At 57.6% G+C, this 18,431-nt stretch carries 18 protein-coding genes; 14 read left to right on the top strand and 4 right to left on the bottom strand.

Annotation, left to right across the window (positions count from 1 at the left end):
* Positions 1–8 precede the first annotated feature (8 nt).
* The 6 genes from AC07UB_RS17135 (at position 9) to AC07UB_RS17110 (ending at position 5,534) form a co-directional block, all read left to right on the top strand.
* On the top strand, positions 9–1,559 hold the full coding sequence (locus tag AC07UB_RS17135; RefSeq protein WP_492790661.1) for a class I adenylate-forming enzyme family protein: 1,551 nt from the start codon (positions 9–11) through the stop codon (positions 1,557–1,559).
* Positions 1,552–2,028 (top strand): PaaI family thioesterase, encoded by a 477-nt coding sequence (locus AC07UB_RS17130; protein WP_492790660.1) that lies wholly within the window; start codon positions 1,552–1,554, stop codon positions 2,026–2,028. The genes AC07UB_RS17135 and AC07UB_RS17130 overlap by 8 nt, the downstream gene beginning before the upstream one ends.
* 102 nt (positions 2,029–2,130) lie before the next feature.
* The gene (bioB, locus tag AC07UB_RS17125; protein ID WP_492792683.1) at positions 2,131–3,186 is read left to right on the top strand and encodes a biotin synthase BioB; all 1,056 of its coding nucleotides are present in this window, start codon (positions 2,131–2,133) and stop codon (positions 3,184–3,186) included.
* Positions 3,187–3,240: 54 nt separating this feature from the next.
* The gene (locus AC07UB_RS17120) at positions 3,241–4,371 is read left to right on the top strand and encodes an 8-amino-7-oxononanoate synthase (RefSeq protein WP_492790659.1); all 1,131 of its coding nucleotides are present in this window, start codon (positions 3,241–3,243) and stop codon (positions 4,369–4,371) included.
* 169 nt (positions 4,372–4,540) lie between these two features.
* A complete protein-coding gene (locus tag AC07UB_RS17115; RefSeq protein WP_492790658.1) occupies positions 4,541–5,239 on the top strand; it encodes a DUF2270 domain-containing protein in 699 nt (232 codons plus the stop codon).
* 169 nt (positions 5,240–5,408) lie between these two features.
* Positions 5,409–5,534 (top strand): hypothetical protein, encoded by a 126-nt coding sequence (locus tag AC07UB_RS17110; RefSeq protein WP_492790657.1) that lies wholly within the window; start codon positions 5,409–5,411, stop codon positions 5,532–5,534.
* A 590-nt stretch (positions 5,535–6,124) separates the two neighbouring features.
* Here the strand turns inward: AC07UB_RS17110 and acuI are convergent.
* From acuI to AC07UB_RS17095, 3 genes are read right to left on the bottom strand one after another with little or no spacing between them, the layout of a single operon-like run.
* Positions 6,125–7,111 carry an acrylyl-CoA reductase (NADPH) gene (gene acuI, locus AC07UB_RS17105; RefSeq protein WP_494654376.1) on the bottom strand — a complete coding sequence of 329 codons (987 nt, stop codon included), beginning with the start codon at positions 7,109–7,111 and terminating at the stop codon, positions 6,125–6,127.
* Positions 7,112–7,159: 48 nt separating this feature from the next.
* On the bottom strand, positions 7,160–7,471 hold the full coding sequence (locus AC07UB_RS17100) for an NIPSNAP family protein (protein ID WP_494654378.1): 312 nt from the start codon (positions 7,469–7,471) through the stop codon (positions 7,160–7,162).
* Positions 7,472–7,507: 36 nt separating this feature from the next.
* On the bottom strand, positions 7,508–8,128 hold the full coding sequence (locus AC07UB_RS17095) for an NADPH-dependent FMN reductase (RefSeq protein WP_494654379.1): 621 nt from the start codon (positions 8,126–8,128) through the stop codon (positions 7,508–7,510).
* 217 nt (positions 8,129–8,345) lie between these two features.
* On the opposite strand from AC07UB_RS17095, the gene AC07UB_RS17090 reads away from it, so the two are divergent.
* The 8 genes from AC07UB_RS17090 (at position 8,346) to AC07UB_RS17055 (ending at position 15,889) form a co-directional block, all read left to right on the top strand.
* Entirely contained in the window at positions 8,346–9,269 is a 924-nt protein-coding gene (locus AC07UB_RS17090; protein WP_494654381.1) for a LysR family transcriptional regulator, read from the top strand.
* A gap of 156 nt (positions 9,270–9,425) precedes the next feature.
* Entirely contained in the window at positions 9,426–10,208 is a 783-nt protein-coding gene (locus AC07UB_RS17085) for an alpha/beta fold hydrolase (RefSeq protein WP_492790652.1), read from the top strand.
* Positions 10,205–11,380 (top strand): LLM class flavin-dependent oxidoreductase, encoded by a 1,176-nt coding sequence (locus AC07UB_RS17080; RefSeq protein ID WP_492790651.1) that lies wholly within the window; start codon positions 10,205–10,207, stop codon positions 11,378–11,380. Before AC07UB_RS17085 ends, AC07UB_RS17080 begins: the two co-directional genes overlap by 4 nt.
* Before the next feature lie 195 nt (positions 11,381–11,575).
* Entirely contained in the window at positions 11,576–12,904 is a 1,329-nt protein-coding gene (locus AC07UB_RS17075) for an MFS transporter (RefSeq protein WP_494654383.1), read from the top strand.
* A 35-nt stretch (positions 12,905–12,939) separates the two neighbouring features.
* A complete protein-coding gene (locus tag AC07UB_RS17070) occupies positions 12,940–13,404 on the top strand; it encodes a cupin domain-containing protein (protein ID WP_492790649.1) in 465 nt (154 codons plus the stop codon).
* A gap of 15 nt (positions 13,405–13,419) precedes the next feature.
* Entirely contained in the window at positions 13,420–14,217 is a 798-nt protein-coding gene (locus tag AC07UB_RS17065; protein ID WP_492790648.1) for an alpha/beta fold hydrolase, read from the top strand.
* Between the two features lie 73 nt (positions 14,218–14,290).
* Positions 14,291–15,082 carry an SDR family NAD(P)-dependent oxidoreductase gene (locus AC07UB_RS17060; protein ID WP_492790647.1) on the top strand — a complete coding sequence of 264 codons (792 nt, stop codon included), beginning with the start codon at positions 14,291–14,293 and terminating at the stop codon, positions 15,080–15,082.
* A 12-nt stretch (positions 15,083–15,094) separates the two neighbouring features.
* Positions 15,095–15,889 carry an SDR family NAD(P)-dependent oxidoreductase gene (locus AC07UB_RS17055; RefSeq protein ID WP_492790646.1) on the top strand — a complete coding sequence of 265 codons (795 nt, stop codon included), beginning with the start codon at positions 15,095–15,097 and terminating at the stop codon, positions 15,887–15,889.
* A gap of 424 nt (positions 15,890–16,313) precedes the next feature.
* On the opposite strand, the gene AC07UB_RS17050 is transcribed toward AC07UB_RS17055, so the two are convergent.
* The gene (locus AC07UB_RS17050) at positions 16,314–18,296 is read right to left on the bottom strand and encodes an FAD-binding monooxygenase (protein ID WP_492790645.1); all 1,983 of its coding nucleotides are present in this window, start codon (positions 18,294–18,296) and stop codon (positions 16,314–16,316) included.
* Positions 18,297–18,431 lie beyond the last annotated feature (135 nt).

The raw sequence follows: 18,431 nt of genomic DNA, 5'->3' as shown, positions 1-18,431 counted from the left end.
AGCTCAAAATGAACCTGATCGATTTCTTCAACCGGAATGTTCATATGTTTCCGGACAAGGCCGCGCTGATTTTCCAGGATCAGTCATGGAGCTACAAGCAGGTCGATGACCTGGCGTGCCGCGTTGCCAATGGCCTGGCAACATTCGGGGTGCAGCGGGAAACCAAATGCGCGGTGATCAGCCGCAATCATTGGCTGTCGTTCGTGGCGCTGCTCGGCATTCTGAAGTCACGCGGGACGTGGGTTCCGATCAATGTCGGAAACGCTGAAGAGGATCATCTATATATTCTGGACTTCTTCGATGTCGAAGTCCTGTTCTATCAGAAGGAGTTTGAGGCCCTAGCGCGCCGTGTGCGCGAGGAGATTCCGGCCATTCGTCATTTTATCTGTATCGATGGCGCGGGTGAGTGTGGTCCCGCCATGGAAGAGTGGATGGCGCATCAGTCCGACGAAGCTGTTCTGCTGCCGCTGGATCCCGATGGGATGTGCATGCTGCGTGGCACCGGCGGAACCACCGGGCGGCCGAAGGCGGTGATGAACACCAACCGCAATTTCATGGCGATGATTGCGAACTATCGCTCGCGGATGCAGTCGGACGGCTCGTCGGTCTATCTGGCTGCAGCGCCGTTGTCGCATGCTGCCGCGATGTTCGCCTTTATCAATATTGCGCTTGGCGGAACCATGGTGATTCTGCCGAAATTCGACGCGCTGGCGGTGATGTCGTCGATCGAGAAACATCGGGTGTCGCTGATCTATCTGCCGCCGACCGCGATTTATGGCTTGCTGTCGCATCCGCGCGTTCATGATTTCGACTATTCGTCGTTGCGCTATTTCCTCTACGGGGCGGCGCCGATGTCGGCGGCGAAACTCGGCGAGGCGATTGGTGTGTTCGGCCATGTCATGACACAGGCTTACGGTCAGCATGAAGCGCCTGCAGGAATCACGTTCCTGAGCGCGGGGGAGCATCTCGACAGCAACGGAGAGATCGATGAAAAGCGCCTTTTGAGCTGTGGTCGTCCGGCGCCCTTCACGCGGGTAGCACTGATGAACGACGATGGTGAATTCGTCGCCAGAGGTGAGGTCGGCGAGATTGTCGCTCAGGGCGATATCGTCATGCGCGGTTACTACAAGAATCCAGAGGCGACCGCGGAAGTGTCCAAGTTTGGCTGGCATCACACCGGCGATCTCGCCTACGAAGACGAGGACGGATTCCTCTATATTTGCGATCGCAAGAAAGAAATTATCATCACAGGCGGATTCAATGTCTATCCGCTCGAGGTCGAGCAGGTGATTCAGTCACATCCGGCAGTTCAGGATTGTGCCGTTGTGGGTGTGCCGGACGCGAAGTGGGGCGAAGCCATCAAGGCGGTTGTCGAACTCAAGCCCGGCGAACCAGCTCTCGCCGAGGACCTGATCGCGATCTGCCGGGAACGCCTTGGCCCGGTGAAGACGCCGAAGTCAGTGGATTTCGTAGCGACCCTGCCACGTAGCGCGGTTGGAAAAGTCATGCGTCGAGCTGTGCGGGACACTTACTGGGTCGGAGAGACGCGCCGTGTCTGACCTTGGGGATAGCGACCGCGAGAGCATTCGACCGCGCAAGTTGCGCGATCTGAATGTTCCGCGCGAGGCGCTTGAACGGGCGCTGGACACGCATTCGCAGACATTTGGCACGTTCTTCCTGGCTCGGTTTCTGGGTTTTGGAGTGTCGTTTGACCAGGACACCTGTACCGTGACGTTCGAGGTGCGCGAGGACATGCACAACCCTCGCGCAGTGTTGCAGGGCGGCGTGATCGCCACCGCTCTGGATGTGGCGATGGGGCATCTGATCAATCACTTGCAAAGTGCGGCTGCGACGATTGCGCTCAACGTCCAGTATCACCGCCCCATTTCAGATGGCCGGTTGCGGTGCGTCGCGCAGGTTCTTCATCGCGGCTCGCGGGTCTGGTCCATGACCGCATCTGCCTACGATGGCGCCGACAACCTGATCGCGTCGGCGACATCGAGTTTTCAAGTCTTGCGACCGGCCTAGCCGGGAACGAGATCGACGGCCGCGGCCACAAGCTTCGCAGTGCGTCGGCTGGATTTAGTCGCTATCGGATGGGAGTTTTCGATGACACAGCAAGTGAACGCGATGCAGTCTTTCTCGATCTTGAACGGCGACTGTCGGCCGGAGCAGGGTGTTGATCCGGGAGCGGCGAAGTCGTTCGTGATCCGCCATGACTGGTTGAGCGAAGAGACTGCTGCGATCTATGATTCTCCGTTTATGGATCTGGTGTTCAGGGCGCAGACGATTCATCGCATGGTGTTCGATCCTAACAAGATACAGTTCAGCCGGCTGTTGAATATCAAGACCGGCGGTTGCCCGGAGGATTGCGGCTACTGCAGCCAGTCCGCCCATCACGATGCCGGGGTGCAGGCCTCCAAGCTGATGGACCCGGCGCGGGTGATCGAGGAAGCCAGGGCGGCCGCGGCGGCTGGCGCGACGCGATACTGCATGGGCGCGGCCTGGCGCTCGCCGAAGGCCCGTGACATGGGTCCCGTGATCGAAATGGTCAAAGGTGTCAAGGCGCTCGGCATGGAAACTTGCATGACGCTCGGCATGCTGACGCCGGATCAAGCGAAGCAACTGGCCGATGCCGGACTGGATTATTACAACCACAACATCGACACTTCCGAACGGCATTACGACTCCATCGTTCACACCCGGACCTTCGGCGATCGGCTAGAGACGCTGCGGCATGTCCACGACGCCGGCATGAAAGTCTGCTGCGGCGGAATTCTCGGTCTTGGCGAGCAGCCGCTCGATCGCGCCGAGATGCTGCGAACGCTGGCCAACCTTCCGGAGCATCCGGAGAGCGTGCCAATCAACATGTTGATTCCGATTGAAGGCACACCGCTTGCCGACGCCGCGCCGATCGATCCGATTTCCTTCGTGCGCACCGTGGCGCTGGCGAGAATCCTGATGCCGATGTCCGACGTCCGCTTGTCGGCGGGACGCACAGCGATGACCGACGAAATGCAGGCGCTTTGCTTCATGGCCGGCGCCAATTCGATCTTCATCGGCGACACGCTTTTGACCGCGACCAATCCAAGCGAGGATAAGGACCACCAGTTGCTTATGCGACTCGGAATGGAACGAACGGAAGCAAGGACGACCATGACGGGATCCGTATCGGCATCGGCTTAACTGTTCTAGTCCGGTTGACGAAGCTGAGCTCAGTCAGCGATGTGAGGTGCGACGATGCATGAGAAATTTGAAGCAGATTTGCTCGAACTCACGGGGCGGGGCCGGTTACGGACGCTACGCGGGCGGTTTGGCATCGATTTCACGTCGAATGACTATCTCGGCCTGGCGGAATCGGACGAACTGAAAAAGGCCGCCGTCGATGCGCTGGCGCGCGGCGTGCCGGTCGGATCGGGCGGATCGCGATTGTTGCGAGGCAATCATGCGGAGCACGAGGCGCTGGAGAGTGAAGCAGCCGCTTATTTCGGGGCAGAGACGGCACTCTATTTCGGCGGCGGATATGTCGCCAATTTCGCGATCTTCTCGACGCTGCCGCAGCGTGGCGATCTCATCGTCCACGACGACTTGATTCATGCGAGCGTCCACGAGGGACTGAGCCGTGGCCGCGCCGAGTCGGTCGGCGTTCCGCATAACGATGTTGATGCGTTCGAGGCTGCGATCGTGCGCTGGCGCGCGGCCGGGGGGAGGGGGCGGCCCTGGTTGTCGGTTGAGAGCCTCTACAGCATGGACGGAGACAGTCCGAATCTGCCGGACTTGTTTTCGGTTGCGGACCGTCACGATGCGATGGTCGTGATCGACGAGGCGCATGCGACGGGTGTGCTTGGGCCGCAGGGGCGAGGGCTCGCTGCGCCGTTCGAGGGCCGTGACAATGTCATCACGCTGCACACCTGCGGCAAGGCGCTCGGCACGGTGGGCGGCTTCATTCTTGCGCCGAGAATTGTCCGCGATTTCCTCGTCAACCGCTCGAGGCCCTTTATCTTCGCGACCGCGCCCTCGCCATTGGTCGCGGCGATCACGCGGGCTGCTCTCGAAGTATCCCGTACCAATCCCGAGCGGCGGGAACGGCTGGCGCGTTTGGTTCAGTTTGCGGGGGCTGAGCTTCGTCGTTGCTGCGGTATCGAACCCTCCGGTTCGCACATTCTGCCTGTGATCATCGGTGCCGATCGCGCGGCGGTGGCGCTCGCTGCGTCCTTACAGCACAGAGGCTTCGACATTCGTGCGATCCGCCCGCCGACCGTCCCCGAAGGCACCGCGCGGCTTCGCATCGCGCTGACACTGAATGTCGATGAGGCTATCGTCTCAGAGCTGTTTGCAGCTTTGGCTGAGGACATACGGCAGGCTGCATGAACATGCGCATCGTTCTAGCGGGTACTGGCACCGGCACCGGCATCGGCATCGGGAGGACTGCTTCTGTTGCCGCACTCGCCCGGGCTCTGGATTGGTTCTACTGGAAGTCGATTCAGGCCCTGCATCTCTTTGGAGAGTCGAGCGGAGTCAGTTGCGGAGGAGAGCTGTAATGAATATCTCGCCACGTGACTTTGAAACACAGGTGCCGGTTACTATGTTTCCTGCAACCTCGCAGGAGTTCATCAACGTGATCGCGCATTATTACAGGGGCGAGATCGCGCGTATGGCAGGGTGGCGGGACCGTATCGACCGGACGACGAATTGGGCTATTACATGCGTCGCGGCGATGCTGTCCATTTCATGGTCTGGGCCAGCGCACCGTCATGAGATTCTGCTGTTCGCAATGATTATTGTTTCCATGCTTCTCGTGATCGAGTCCAGGCGCTATCGATTTTTTGACGTCTATCGCCGCCGGGTCAGGACAATCGAGCGTCATTATTATGCGCAGGTCTTCAAGCCCGAACGTGGTGCCAATCTGGATTGGGCGAATAGCCTCGGGGATGATCTGCGTTTGCCAACATTCGTTATCAGCAGACGTGAAGCGTTCTGCCATCGCCTTCGCCGAAACTATCTTTGGCTGTTCACGATTCTCCTCGCCGCATGGATGCTCCAGATTTCCCAATTGGAGATCTTGCCGGGGTCGTCTGATCTGAATTGGGCCAACCTGACCCTGAACGCCTCCATCGGCTCGTTGCCCGGTGTTGCAGTAGTCGCTGTGGTCGTAGCGTTTTACTTGACCTTGATTTCAGCGGCTCTGATCTGCAGACGATCGGACGGTGAACTTGTTATTGGCCGCGTACACGTTTAACGGCACGGTGCCGGGCATTCGGCACCGCCAATCGAGCTCAGAAATATGCGATATTAGGGACGAGTAACGCGCGCTCAGGAACTGAGCTCGTGGGAAGCGATGTGCTGATCTACCCACGCCGGGCCTTCGAGATGCGGCGGGCATACCGAGCAATAATTGGGAGTGGTCCATGAATATTGCCATCAAGGCGGCCTGGGCCTGCGCACCTGCAGAAGAGTACGGACTTGCAGGCATACCCATCGCCGAGATGCAGGCGAAGTTCTTAAACCCCGTCGCATTCTATCCCGACATGTAACTGGGTGTGATGTTGGGGCGGATCGAAACACCGACGCCAACGGAGAAAGTCTCATTCATTCTGCGTCCTTTCTGACCGGGCCGCCGGCGTACCTTATAATAACGAGCGCGGTGCGGCTCGATCGGGTCTATTTTCGTTTCCGCAATCCCTGATCGGCCCTGAAAATTCGCTGTTCCGGGCCTGTTCGATCCCTGTTCTTTGCGTAGGGAATTCTGCGAGAAAACCCTGCCAAATGGGCGTATCTCACACTTGCTGCGTGGAAAATTGCCCCGAATTCAGAAAATACCCTGTTCTTTTCCCTGTTAGCAGGGAATCCGGCGAGAGACTGGTCCGATCATAACTGGGTCGCCCACCAACAATATCAATAGCTTGAGTCGGTCCTGCACAAAGGCTGCGCGCCCATAGGTCGAACTCTCTCGATGTAAATTGACTGCCATTGTCGACCTCGATGCTTCGCGGTTTGCAAACATGGCGATGGCTCGGTTGAGCGTCGATATGATTGTCGGACGTCTTGGCTTGATATCCGACCCAAAGCGCAGGACAGATCCTAGAGAAATTACCGTCCGAACGATGCAGACCAAAGCAGGCCACTAGACGTTGACGTCGACAACGGTCCGGCCCTGGATTTTTCCCTCAAACAGTTTGCGCACGACATCGGGAACGTCTGCGAGACCGACTTCATGCGTTGTCCGTGCAAGCTTCTTCAGGTCTAGATCTCGTGCAAGACGTGACCAGGCCTCGATCCGCGCCTCCTGCGGTGTATTCACGGAGTCTATGCCAGCAAGGGTAACGTTGCGCCGGATAAAGGGCAGAACCGAGCCCGGAAGATCAAGACCCTGAGCCAGGCCGCAGGCTGTCACGACACCACGGTACTTCGTCTGCGCCAGGACGTTGACGAGTGTATGACTGCCGACGGAGTCGACGGCTCCGGCCCAACGCTCGTCGGCAATTGGACCTTTCGGCTCCGAAAGTGTCCGCCGATCTATGATGTCCGCAGCGCCCAGACTCCGCAGATAGTCGGCCTCCTCAGGACGACCAGTCGATGCAACGACGCGATAACCGAGACCAGACAATAATGCGATCGCGATGGAGCCAACGCCACCATTCGCGCCCGTCACGAGGATGTCGCCACGAGCCGGCGTAATGCCGCCGTGTTCGAGAGCAAGGACACTTAGCATGGCCGTATAGCCTGCCGTGCCGATAGCCATGGCGTCCCTTGTCGAAAAAGGTTCTGGCAGCTTGACCAGCCACTCCCCTTTTACGCGCGCTTTCTGCGCATATCCGCCATGATGGGTTTGGCTCAGCCCCCAACTGTTAGCAACAACGCGGTCTCCGACTGAAATGCCGGGATAGGACGATGCCTCCACGATACCCGCAAAATCGATGCCCGGTATCAGAGGAAACTTGCGAATGACCTCCGTGCGCCCGGTAATCGCGAGCGCATCCTTGAAGTTCACGGTTGAATAGTCGATTGCAATGGACACATCTCCAGGCATGAGGTCTTGCTCACTCATCTCGACTACGCCCGTCGAAATCTTACCACCTGTCTTGTTTGCCACCAGCGCCTTGAAGGTCATCGGCCTATCCTGATCCAGTTTTCGAGATGAGAGCGTACGGTACGGCTGCTAACGGACGGGCTCAGGTTGAAGGACGATGGTTGTTTGTGCCGCGACGAGTGCGCCGTTGATTTCCGAATCCCTTTTGACGGCCTGCCACTCTGGATCGCCCTGGAACGCTTTCCAAGCAGCCTGGCGTTTCTCATCCGTATCGAACTGCGTCAGATAATAGAGTTTCGAAGGATCGGCCGCATCCGAATAAACCCCGACTACGCCGATGCCATGCCTGGCGAAGAAGCGCAGCGTGTGCTTCATGAAGCGATCCTTCATCGCCGGAGCCGCGTTATCTGCAGCCTGATAGGTTTTCCATTCAAAGATCATGATATGCCTCGCTTGATGTAGAAATGCGCGCATCCTTCAGCAGGCGCGAGCGGCTTTCTTTTGATCGGCTGCATTTGCGGAAAGATTGGCCGCGATGTTCGATAGTGCGAAGGCGGCGACTTGTTCGGCGAGAATCGTGAGGCCGGGTTGCCAGTTGACGGCTTCGCTGGAGGACGATTGCTTCACATCGGTCTGGATCGCCATGGCGTAAGGTGTCGGCCATCCCCTCAGAGCATGGATGACGGATCGCATGGTCACTAGCGTGGTGCCCATCGCTTGGGCGCCGTTCGCGCAAACGATACAGCCGACGACCCGACCTTCGAGATAAGGCAAATCGTCACCACGCATCTCTTCCGTATAATCGAGCACGTTCTTGACGATTCCGGACATCGAACCGTGGTATCCCGGTGAGGCGATAATGACGCCGGATGCGCGACGAAGCGCATCAATCAGGTGAATGGCGCCGGGATTGTTCTGCGCGACACCCATCTCAAAGGGAGGGAGTATGAGATCGGGACCGGCGAAAGCAAGAGTGTCGCATCCCGCAGCACCCACCAGAGAAAGCGCGGATCGTAAGGCCCGCTCGGATGTCGAACCGGCGCGAGTTGAGCCGCCGATCCCAACAACGAGCGGACGGCTGTAAGCATTCTTCTTCATTAGGATTGCCTCAGTGGATTGGCTGGGTTTGCTTATGTATACAAAGCTGTTTCAAACGCAGGCGGCGCGCGGAGAGGGCGATGCCGCCATCACACGAGAGCAATTCAGGATATGAGATAGGTGCAGGGCGCACTACGTCTACAAAACAGAAGGTACATATCAACAATCGCAATACCTGCCGGTTGCAATGCGAAACAGGAGAGGGCGGTCCCTAACGATGGAAATTAAGCAGATTCGCTATTTCATGTGGGTGTACGAGGAGGGGTCTTTCAGCAAGGCTGCCCAGAAGGCGAGGGTGGCGCAGCCCGTGCTCAGCATGCAGATTCGCCGTCTGGAAGATGAGTATGGCGTTCAGCTCTTCGAGCGTCATGCACGAGGTATCAAGCCGACCGATGCGGGCGAAAAATTATACGGTCGATGCGTCGCGATTATGCTGAATGTTACTCTCGCGGAAGAGGACCTGCGTCCAGCGCATCACGAGGACATGTTGACCGGTCAAATTCACGTCGGTCTGTCGGGGATGTTTAATCGCAGCCTGCTCAAGAATGTTCTACTGCCATTCATGGAGCGGTATCCGCAAGTTGATATCACCATCTCTGAAAGTTACACCGGCACGCTCGTGGAGTGGGTTAGGGATGGCATGATCGACTTTGCCTTGGGTGCCCGGCCTGTTGTCGAAGGAAATCTGGTCCAACGGCTGGTGTACCAGGACCGCGTGGTTCTTATGAGTGGTTCTCCACTGTTTGGGCCTTCATTCAGCCCGTGCGACCTCACGCGCACCGATCGACTGAAGTTGATCTTGCCGACGACGAAACACAGTTTCGGAAAGGTCACTCAGGAGTACATTGAGCGCGGCATTATCAAAGTCGCGAAAGTTATCGAGATCAACAGCACGGTTGGATCCGTAGGAATAGCCATGAATTCGGACTGGGCGGTGATGGCCTCATTCATTGCTGTGCTCGATGATCTGGAAAATCCGGGAGCGTACATTTATCCGGTTATTGCGCCTGCAATCCCCTTTGATCTCTATGCGGTTTATGATCGTCGCCGGCCTCTTAGTGCCGTCGCGAGAAAATTTATCGAAATGATTGAAGCAGAACTAGGAAAAGTCGACGAGCTATGGAGCAGAATGCCGCAGTAGCGTGTAAATGCTTTGCTGTTGGCCGGGTGCTAGTGTGCACTAGCAGCATTAGATTTCTTGATATCATCCATATGAGTTTGAAAGGTAGTGGTAAGTAAGCATCTATGTAGATTGCGCCAACGGTTGTGAAGTTGAGCAACAGAAAGCGCGTTCTACATGACACCAACTGGTCAAGTAATTGAAGTCGACGGCGTTGCCGTAGGCCTGCTGCGGCAAGGCAAGGGCAAGCCGGTCCTGTTTATCCACGGAGCCAACGGAGTTGCCGGTTGGCTTCCGTTCTTTGAGAATCTTTCCGGTAAGTACGATCTGATCATTCCCGATCATCCAGGATTCGGTCGCTCCGACGATCCGGAATGGATACGCAGCGTGCCGGATCTGGCGTTTTTCTATCTCGATTTGATGGAGAAGCTTGACCTGCGTGATGTTCATCTGGTCGGAACATCAATGGGCGGATGGATTGCTTCCGAGATTGCAATCCGCAACGAGAGCCGACTTGCCAGCCTCACGATGGTCGGGCCTGCCGGCGTTAGAATCAAGGGCGTGCCGTTCGGAGACATCTTCATGTGGTCGAACGAGGAGGCTACACGCAATATCTTCTTTAATCAGGCCATTGCGGATCGCTTGCTGTCGGTCAAGCCGACCGATGAGCAACTCGATGTGATGATGAAGAACAGATTCGCGGTGACGAAATACGGCTGGCAGCCGCGCATGTTCAATCCAGATCTGGAAAAGTGGCTGCACCGAATCAAGATTCCAACGTTCATTGGCTGGGGCAAGGAAGACAAGATCATTCCATCCAGCTACGCCGAGCGCTGGAAACAGCGTATTCCGCACGCGAAGGTCTCCATCTATGAGAGCTGCGGACATCTTCCGCATATTGAAGCGTCGGATGCCTTGTTAGCCGAGGTTAAAACTTTCATTGATGGGGTAGCGGTATGAAGTTCGTTCTGTTTCATCTGATGCCGTATCGAAGCTTGGACTTCGTAGCGGCCAAGAAGTATCGCTCCGCCTGGACGTTGCTGCCAAACAGCTTCTACGATCCGGCCAAGGGCGCGGAAGACTACGCTGCCTACATCGAGCAACTCGTCAGTGGCGAACGGCTTGGATTCGACATTATTAGCGTCAACGAACATCATCAGACGGCATACGGCATGATGCCTGCGCCAAATCTGATTGCCAGCGCGCTCATTCAGCGAACAAAGAACGTCAAAATCGGTGTATTTGGCCGAGCTCTTCCTTTGGTGAACAATCCGATCACCATCGCGGAAGAATTCGCGATGTTGGATAACATGTCGAGGGGGCGGCTTATCGTCGGCTTCGTTCGCGGTATCGGGTCGGAGTACCACACGTCAGGCATCAATCCGGCTTTCTCTCACGAACGCTTCCACGAGGCTCACGATCTGATCGTAAAGTCTTGGACGCAGCCGGGTCCGTTTGCCTTCGAAGGTGATCACTTCACGCTGAATTATGCGAACCCATGGCCGCGTCCCGTCCAGAATCCGCACCCGAGGATCTGGATTCCTTCACAAGGTTCGGCTGAAACAATTCACTGGGCCGCCGCACCGGAAAGAAAATACCCTTTCGTCGTGACATTCAGCACGGCCGAAGCAGTTGAAAAATACCTCAAGGTCTATCGCGGCGAGGCGGAAAAATTTGGCTACGAGGTGTCGTCCGATCAGCTGGGCTGGGCCGCGCCGATCTATGTTGCGGATACCGACGAACGTGCTCGCGAAGAAGCGCGTGAACCATTGGAGCGGCTCTTCAACGACTATCTGCCCATGCCTTGGGAAATGCTCATTCCACCCGGCTATTCATCGCTGGCTTCGTCAAAGGCGCTGGCAAAGGTGCGGACTGGCCTCGGCATCGAAAGACAGACGCTGGAACAACTCGTCGAGAAAGGCACGGCGATCATCGGCAGTCCGAAAACCGTGCGAGAGAAGATCGAGCAGATGCGCGATAAGACTGGCCTTGGAAACATGGTCTGTCTGTTGCAGTTCGGAACGCTGAACGATGAGTTGACGAACAGGAACATCGAGCGGTTTGCTTCGGATGTGATGCCGTTCCTCCAGGATCGTGCGCCAGCCAGGAAGGATGCGCAGCCAGCTGCTTAGGCTGGCCTCGCTAAACGCGGATGGCATACCCGCGCACCGAAAAAGATAAATCGCGGTTATGTCATCGCTTAGCTGCTTCGATGATCGAAGTATCCCGAGTCAATGCTGTTGTATCTAGCGGACAAATGAGGAGTGGCAGGAGCTTTCGGTAGGTCCTGATGAGAATGCGCGTCAAAAACATGACAGCCGCAAGCAATGCGGCCTTTGGTCTTCAAGGGGAGTTTGGAAATGGTTACGGGGCAGCTGACGTACGACAAGCGGGAAAAGCGAAGTGTGCTTTTCTCCACGGTTCTCGGGTTTGGTCTGGATTTCTATAACATTCTGATTTTGGCATTTCTCATGGGCGCGATTCAAAAGTCGCTGGGGATCACGCTGACAGAAGCGGGTATCATCACAACGGTCACCCTAATAGGGTCGGTTCTCGGAGGGATCATCTTCGGCTGGCTTGGCGACAAGATCGGCCGCAAGAATTCCCTGATGTTGACGCTGGCGCTATTCTCGCTAGGCGCAATAGCATCTGCTTTCGCCTGGGATTTCAATTCTCTTCTTGTGCTGCGTGCCATCACAGGCATCGGACTTGGCGGCGAATGGGGCGCTGGCATCGTTTTGTTCAATGAGGTGTGGGACAAGAACAGGCGCGGCTTCGGCAGTTGCGTCGTCCAGGCCGCGTCTTCCGGCGGTATCGCCGCTGCTGCTGTTGTATCGGTGTGGGCGTTAGGGACATTCGGCCCCGACTGGGGTTGGCGTATTGCTCTCCTTACAGGCGGTTCTCCGATCCTCCTTATGATCTACGTGCGCTTCTGGATGCCGGAATCCAAAATCTGGGCCGAGTATGAGCGGATGCGCAAGGCGGGGGAGCTTCCACCGGAGAAGGCCAAATCGGGCAGCCCGCTGATCGAGATTTTCAAGGGGGCCTCACTTCTCTACACGGTGTTGGGATTTGCAGTCGTGTCCGGCTACATGTTCGCCTTCTATTCGGTGTCGGTGTTTATTCCGGGCTACATGGTCAAGCTTGGTGCGGCGCCCGCGACGGTGCGCGACGTGACATTGCTGTTTGCGCTGGTGCTGGCGATCACTTTCCTTGTGTTTGGGTGGTACTCCGACCGCCTTGGCCGCAAGCTCAGCATCGTGTTGCCAATGCTGCTTAGCCTTATCGGTTTCTATGGCATCTACATCTCTAAGGATGCGGCTTTCCCAGGTTCGCTTTGGATCTGGCCGCTCTTTGCCTGGTATCTGGTTTGGGGCGTAGGTCAGGTTGCCGCCGGCATGTTCGGCGCCTGGTTTTCGGAACTCTACCCGGTTGAGCTGAGGTCGAGCGCTGTTTCGACGATCTACATGATCGGTCGTGGCGTCGGCAGTCTTGCTCCGTATGTTGTACCGCTCGTAGCCGCGCAGACCGGCGGCAATCTTCTCAACGGCATGATGATAGGCGGCGTGGCGGCGGTTATCTGCCTCGTGGCTGCGCTGCTCCTGCCTGAGACGGCGGGGCGCAACTTTGCGGTGATCGAAGCGAAGGCCCGGTAGATATCAATGAAGTTGCAGCAACCAAGGGGATACGCATGAGCGACGTTCTGAGAGAAGTAGTTACGATTAATGGCAAGAATGTCGTTCTTGCGCACCATGCGTCGCCGGTCGAAAACGCAGGCGTGCTCGAGTATCCGGAGATTTTCCGAATGCTCAATATTTTCGACGCCAAGTTCACGCCGAGTAACAAAAACAAGGCGGATGGCACGCCACTGCGGATCTACTCCGCGGACCGCGTCAAGATCGACCTTTCCAAGCGCAGCAAGGAAGACATGGGTTTCTGGCATCGGAACATTGATGCACATGAAGTTATCATTTGCATAAAGGGCGCTTTGCGCTGGGAAACCGAGATGGGGACACGGACGATGCGTCCGGGGGACATGCTGTTCATCCCCAAGGGCATCGCTCATCGTTCGATGCTTTGCGAAGATTCCACCGACGAGAATGTCCTCATCGAACTTAAGCTCGCGGACGATCTCACTTATGTCGGCGAAGACTAGGAAAGGCCTTCTTCAATGAAAATCGAAGTTAATGGCGTCTCGATTCACTGCGAGACCGAAGTTCAAAACAAGAATGCTCCCTGGATTACGTTCTCACACGCGTTGGCGAACAACCTGACAGTTTGGGACGATACTGTCGCTGCGCTCAAGGCGGACTACCGCATTCTTCGTTACGATCAGCGGGGACACGGGGAAACCCAGGCAGTGCAGGGGCCTTATGACTTTCCAATGCTGATGCAGGATGCCATGGGTCTTTGGGATGCGCTGGGCATCGAAAAGAGTCATTGGGTGGGCTTGTCGATCGGTGGGATGATCGGATACGGCCTCGCGATCTCTGCGCCCGGCAGACTGCATTCGCTTACGGCTTGTGACTCGCGGCCGGATGCGCCGCCCGACTACGCGGCCTATTTCCAATCGCGAATCGACAAGGCGCGCGAGAAGGGTATGGAGGGCGTGGTTGAGTCGACAATCGAGCGTTGGTTTACTCCCGAGACGGTCACAAAGAATCCTCCGGCGCTCGACAAGGTTCGGCAGATGATCCGCTCGACCAGCCCGGTCGGTCATGAGGGATGTTGCAAGGCGTTACAGACATTGGCATTCGGTGCAAGGCTGCATGAAATCCGCGTTCCAACGCTGATCATCGGTGGCGCCAAGGATAAAGGTGCGCCGCCGGAGATTTTGGCCGAAGCGGCAGCGAAGATTCCGCGCGCCCGACATGCGGTGGTGCCCAACGCCGGGCATATCGTCGCAATGGAAAATCCGCAGGGTTTCCTCGCCGAGTTGAACGCGTTTCTCTCGACTGTCGGCTCGTAAGAAGCCGAGAGCGGTTTCCGTGCCGTGCGGCCTGCAAGAAGACTAGGATGGTAGCTAGCGCTGGGAGTTGGCTGTGCAAGGCAAGGATATGTTCAATCTCGATGGTCGGGTTGCTTTTGTGACTGGAGCCGCAAAAGGACTCGGCTTCGCGATGTCCGAAGCTGTTGCCGAGCAGGGCGCGACTGTCGTGATGACGGATATCGACAGGGCTGCTCTGTCGGACGCTTGCGCTCGGCTGACCGCCCGTGGGCTTCAGGTTCATCCCGAGATCGTCGACGTATCGGACATCGATGCGCTGGTGAAGACAATTGACGGCACTGCCGCCCGCTTCGGGCGGCTTGATATCGCTTTTGCGAATGCTGGCCTTTCTGCCGGTTCGGGACCGCTGACCGAAGCGGGCGCAATGGAGCAGGTCGATTTGACCCAGTGGAATAGTCTGCTTCAAATAAATTTGACGAGCGTATTCGTGACAATCAGGACGGCGGCTGCTCACATGCGCGCGCGGCGTAGCGGACGCATCATTGTTACAGCATCGATTGCCGGTCTGCGCGGCGAACGCATGTGCGGATACGCCTATGCAGCGACCAAGGCAGCCGTCAGCAATCTGGTTCGGCAGGCCGCCATCGAACTGTCTCCGCACAACGTCAGCATCAATGCAATCGCGCCAGGACCATTCTTGACGGATATCGGGCAGGGCCGCTTGCGTCAGGCCGAGGTTGCGAATCAATTCGCCGCCGATGTGCCGATGGGTAGGATCGGGCGACCCGAAGAGATCAAGGGATTGGCGCTGCTTCTGGCATCGCAGGCTTCCAGCTACATCACGGGCGCAGTCATTCCAATCGATGGTGGCGCGTCAGCGTCGTAAGGGGAATTGGCTTTGACGGTATCATCGCAGGTATCATCGGGGGGGCCATCGGCGCCGCTCGCCGGAAAGGTTGCAGTCGTAACCGGTGCGGCACAGGGGCTTGGCGCCACATTTGCGCTGGCGCTGGCGAACGCCGGCGCGTCGGTCGTCGCAGGCGACCTCTCGAGCACCGCTGCTACGTGTGATGCAATCGAGGCAAATGGCGGTAAGGCGCTGGGTGTTTCACTTGACGTTACCGATGGCAGTTCCGTCAACGCCATGCTGAAAGCTGCGAGCGAAAAATTTGGCGGCATAGACATTCTTGTGAACAACGCCGCAATATCCGGTCAATTGAGGCTACAGCACCTCACCGAGATCACGAGCGCCGAATGGGATCGGGTGCTGACGGTCAATGTGAGGGGCACGTTCGAATGCATCAAGGCGGCGGCGCCGCTCATGAAACAACGCGGTTATGGCAAGATCATCAATCTCTCTTCAGGTACGGCCATCAAAGGCTCACCTGGAATTGCTCATTACGTCGCGTCAAAAGGTGCGGTTATCTCCTTGACGCGCGCTGCGGCGCGCGAGCTTGGTGGTGACGGTATCCGCGTGAATGCTATCGCGCCTGGTCTTACCACGAGCGAGGCCATGCTCAAGAACCCGAGTTGGACCAGCGATATCGTGGCCAACAATATCGCTAGTCGCGCTCTGAAGCGCGAAGCTGTTCCGGACGATTTGGTCGGCACTCTCCTCTTTCTTGCTTCCCCAGCCAGTGATTTCCTGACCGGCCAGACGCTTTCTGTGGATGGCGGATCTGTGATGACGTAAGCGGATGAATGGAACGAGGGCACGCATGGAGCCACAAAGTGGAGTCAGTTCGCCGACAGACAAGGAAATTATAGGATCCTATTCAGCCTGATGAGAAGGCTTATCAGTCAGCGGCGCGGGTGATCTGGGGTGTCCAGCCAATACCGGCGCGCCCATGCAAAGGGCGGCACGTGCCGCGAATGGCCAGCGGCGGCCGGATGGGCGCAACTTGAACAGTGCGCCTTGCCGAAAGGAAAGTGACGGCGGCACGGGCGGGGTCAATGGAATATTTGAGCCGATTCATTGTCTGATCGCAGTCGGGCCACCTTAAGCCGCTCCAGCCGATGAGGCGGCCATTGATCAGACGCCGAACGCAGGGAGTTTGGACGAGCAATTGCCGGCTTCGCCTCCAGCGCGGAAATACCTAGGTCGTCGGGGTCTGAAACTACGGATAGTGCTTTGTTGGTCCGCTATAGACGGCATCGACCGGCATCATAAATCCGCGAAAGAAGGCAGCAAGTTCCTCATGCGCATCTAGCGGAAGGACATTCGCTACGAATTGATCCGGCCGCACCACGACGATGCATCCGGCCGACCTGTCGATGCCTCGCTGCTCGAAAATATCGTCGTCGCTTTTTTTGTCTGGGCAGAACGCCTTCTCGTAGTCGATCAAGCCGAACCGGCCCTTGCGCGGCCGTAGCAGGTCCGGAATCGCATCACAGGCGAGATCGCGATGGGCCTGTTGAAAGACGGCGCGCACATCGATCACCGAATCGATATCTGCTGTGGTCGGAGTATGCACTCTGACAGGCGAGTGATCAGACCGGCCAAGAAAATCGCATAGCGCGCGTAGGCGCGACGCAGGATGATCCGGCGTCTTATCGTCGGCAAACAGGAACAGGCGCCAGCGGCCGTCCGCCCTCACTACATGGCCGAGATGAAGCGGCTTGGCGTCGGCCAGCCTAATTACACGCGCCGAGTGAAAGCGCATGCCGACGACAAAGCCCGTCGCGAGATGCTGATATGTGGGCGCGGCCGAGATCAGCGACGGCCCATAGTGAACGGCGGTGCCGGCGGTGAAGCGACCCTGCTTGACGAAGTAGCGCTGGAATTCCGCTGGATCGATTCCAACGCCATCGGCGCTGGCCGAATCCTTTGTGTTGGAATCACTAGGCCGGGCGCTGAACATTTTTGCGAAGGCGCGGTCGAAGTCGATCAGTTCTTTCGCGAGCGCGCGACGCTCGTCCGAATAGGTGTTGAGGATGGCAGGCGAACACTGCCCACGGATTACCGACGCCAGCTTCCATCCGAGATTGAAACCGTCCTGCATGGAAACATTCATGCCCTGTCCGGCCTTCGGGCTGTGGGTGTGGCAGGCATCACCCGCGATGAGCACCGATGGAGTTCGCGTCCCGTCCGCGCCATCCGGCATATTGTCGAAGCGATCGCAAAGCCGCTGCCCGATCTCGTAGACCGACCACCACGCGATCTCTTTCACGTCGAGACTGTAAGGACGGAAGATGCGCTGCGCGGCAGCAACGAGATGAGTCGAGGTGATGTTCTTACTCGCGACTCTTTCGCCCTCCGCCAGCTTGTCGAGTTCGATATAGAGCCGAACAAGGTATCCGCCCTCGCGCGGAATGACCAGCATGCTGCCGTCGTTCGCCGAGTGGATCGCGGCCTTCAACCGGATGTCCGGAAAGTCGGTCACCGCCAGCACGTCCATGACACCCCAGGCCTGATTGGCGGAATCACCAACCAGCGCGCGCCCGATCGCTTGCCGTACTTTGCTTCGTGCCCCGTCGCAGCCGACGACGTAGCGCGCATGGACCGTCTCGATCTCGCCTTCGTGCCCTAGATCAAGGCGTTCGAGAAACGCGGTTACCGGATAGCCTGCCGGCTCATGCGCGCTGGCGTTGACGGATGCCGTCTCAAGCTGCACCAGCCGACGCGCATAGACCGGCTCCAGTCGCGACGGCGCGTGGCGCATCGTCTCCAGCAAGAAGTCGTGCACCCGCGCCTGATTGAGAATGACGTGCGGCATTTCCGACAGCCCGTCCTCGACGTCCTGCACGCGGCCGCTGCGGACGATGCTGCCGCGATGGTCCGGGTCCGGTTTCCAGAAAACCGTTTCGTTGACCCAGTAGGCTTCCTTCTGAACGCGTTCGCTGAAACCGAGAGCCTCGAACATCTCCATAGTGCGGCAAGCGATGCCGTCCGCCTGCCCCACCTGAAGCGGGCCGTCCTTGCTTTCCACGATCATCGTGGCGATGTCCGGAAATACAGCAAGCTGGGCCGCGAGCGTCAGGCCTGCGGGACCGCAGCCGACGATGAGCACATCGATATGGCTGGGCGGACTGTCGTGCGTATCGGACGCGCGCGCGATCGCCGGGTCACCGGGCCGAAATCCGTCGAGATGAAATTGCATCGATTCGTCTTCCTACGTCGCGGTTCTGGCAATCACGCCGATTGTCAGCGTAATGTCCTGTTCGATGAAGTCGAGTTATTCTCAAACAGTCAATCTGTCGGGCAGGCATAGCGGCTGGATGCGCTCGATCGGATA

The organism is Afipia sp. GW821-FHT04G03, from assembly GCF_059419985.1.
The sequence above is the reverse complement of the archived record's forward strand: the minus strand, read 5'-3'. Positions and strand labels throughout refer to the sequence as shown.

What these genes read in the sequence shown, in the direction of transcription:
- AC07UB_RS17135 (WP_492790661.1), top strand. Translation starts at nt 9, where the DNA reads ATGAACCTGATCGATTTCTTCAACCGGAATGTTCATATGTTTCCGGAC.
- bioB (WP_492792683.1), top strand. Translation starts at nt 2,131, where the DNA reads ATGCAGTCTTTCTCGATCTTGAACGGCGACTGTCGGCCGGAGCAGGGT.
- AC07UB_RS17120 (WP_492790659.1), top strand. Translation starts at nt 3,241, where the DNA reads ATGCATGAGAAATTTGAAGCAGATTTGCTCGAACTCACGGGGCGGGGC.
- AC07UB_RS17115 (WP_492790658.1), top strand. Translation starts at nt 4,541, where the DNA reads ATGAATATCTCGCCACGTGACTTTGAAACACAGGTGCCGGTTACTATG.
- AC07UB_RS17110 (WP_492790657.1), top strand. Translation starts at nt 5,409, where the DNA reads ATGAATATTGCCATCAAGGCGGCCTGGGCCTGCGCACCTGCAGAAGAG.
- acuI (WP_494654376.1), bottom strand. Translation starts at nt 7,111, where the DNA reads ATGACCTTCAAGGCGCTGGTGGCAAACAAGACAGGTGGTAAGATTTCG.
- AC07UB_RS17100 (WP_494654378.1), bottom strand. Translation starts at nt 7,471, where the DNA reads ATGATCTTTGAATGGAAAACCTATCAGGCTGCAGATAACGCGGCTCCG.
- AC07UB_RS17095 (WP_494654379.1), bottom strand. Translation starts at nt 8,128, where the DNA reads ATGAAGAAGAATGCTTACAGCCGTCCGCTCGTTGTTGGGATCGGCGGC.
- AC07UB_RS17090 (WP_494654381.1), top strand. Translation starts at nt 8,346, where the DNA reads ATGGAAATTAAGCAGATTCGCTATTTCATGTGGGTGTACGAGGAGGGG.
- AC07UB_RS17085 (WP_492790652.1), top strand. Translation starts at nt 9,426, where the DNA reads ATGACACCAACTGGTCAAGTAATTGAAGTCGACGGCGTTGCCGTAGGC.
- AC07UB_RS17080 (WP_492790651.1), top strand. Translation starts at nt 10,205, where the DNA reads ATGAAGTTCGTTCTGTTTCATCTGATGCCGTATCGAAGCTTGGACTTC.
- AC07UB_RS17075 (WP_494654383.1), top strand. Translation starts at nt 11,576, where the DNA reads ATGCGGCCTTTGGTCTTCAAGGGGAGTTTGGAAATGGTTACGGGGCAG.
- AC07UB_RS17070 (WP_492790649.1), top strand. Translation starts at nt 12,940, where the DNA reads ATGAGCGACGTTCTGAGAGAAGTAGTTACGATTAATGGCAAGAATGTC.
- AC07UB_RS17065 (WP_492790648.1), top strand. Translation starts at nt 13,420, where the DNA reads ATGAAAATCGAAGTTAATGGCGTCTCGATTCACTGCGAGACCGAAGTT.
- AC07UB_RS17050 (WP_492790645.1), bottom strand. Translation starts at nt 18,296, where the DNA reads ATGCAATTTCATCTCGACGGATTTCGGCCCGGTGACCCGGCGATCGCG.